The sequence below is a fragment of the Aurantimonas sp. A2-1-M11 genome (assembly GCF_036549475.1).
GTDB lineage: Bacteria > Pseudomonadota > Alphaproteobacteria > Rhizobiales > Rhizobiaceae > Aurantimonas.
On record NZ_JAZHLI010000206.1, the window covers coordinates 1 to 961 of the forward strand.

The window sequence follows — 961 nt, forward strand, 5'->3', positions numbered from 1 at the left end:
ACGATCTACCATTCGAAAATTGCTCATCGCAGAACCGGTCATATGGCTGGAGAATCAATCTCTCGATTCTAATCGATATCCCTCGCGTGCGCTAAGTCCGACAGGCTGCTAGGATTATTCCTAGGACTTCACCGATACGGCGAACGCTGTGAAGGCGGTACACCGCGTGGGCTTACGGCGCAACGTCGTAGCCGCTGCCGATTTCGACAAACCGGCCCGATCGTATTCTTCAGTGGGATTACGCCGCCTTACTCACTTGCGACTGTAAGCAGCTGGAACAGACGCGGAATACGTTGCTGCCACTGCATTCTGCTGTCACCTTAAGGGAACGTTTCTAGCGCGCGGCGGTTTGGGTCCATTGTGATCACTTATGATCACCGGAGAAATTCCCATGTGCACCAATCACCTAAAAGTCGTAGCTCTCGCCGCTATCATTCTTGCCGCGAATGGAACTGCTGCTCTCGCTCAGGACACAACCACGGCGCCGGATACTGCTGTTCAGCAAAATTACGACGACGATGGTTTCGATCTTGGCTGGTTGGGACTTATCGGCCTGGCCGGCCTGGCTGGCCTGAAGAAGCGTAAGCACGAGACGCACGTCGTTGATACTACACGCCGCCCAGGGATCTAGCCTTCTCTCAGCTCATTTCTGTCGTGCCGACATATCGCGAATTGTCCGGGTACTGACGACCGTTGACGAGCCCGCTGCATCGAGCGCAGGCTGGCTGACAACGTAAGGACCTACTGCTGACTTGAATAGCGCAAGCTGGTTCGCTCCCGCAATCCTCCTCGTTTTTCCGCAAGATGCCTGCAGCCCACCGGCCGATGGCTGTCCACAGCGACAACACTCAGCTTGGAAACCTCGTGACCACCATCGACACAGTCGGCGCCGCCGCCGACGCACAGACGAAATCCTGGTCCCGCGCGCTCGCGCCGTATCGCACGCCGAGCACGAAGCGCA

At 56.9% G+C, this 961-nt stretch carries 1 protein-coding gene; it reads left to right on the plus strand.

Going from position 1 to position 961, the window contains the following annotated elements; translation table 11 throughout:
- Window positions 1-391 precede the first annotated feature (391 nt).
- A complete protein-coding gene (locus VQ042_RS25675; protein WP_331823062.1) occupies window positions 392-631 on the plus strand; it encodes a WGxxGxxG family protein in 240 nt (79 codons plus the stop codon).
- Window positions 632-961 lie beyond the last annotated feature (330 nt).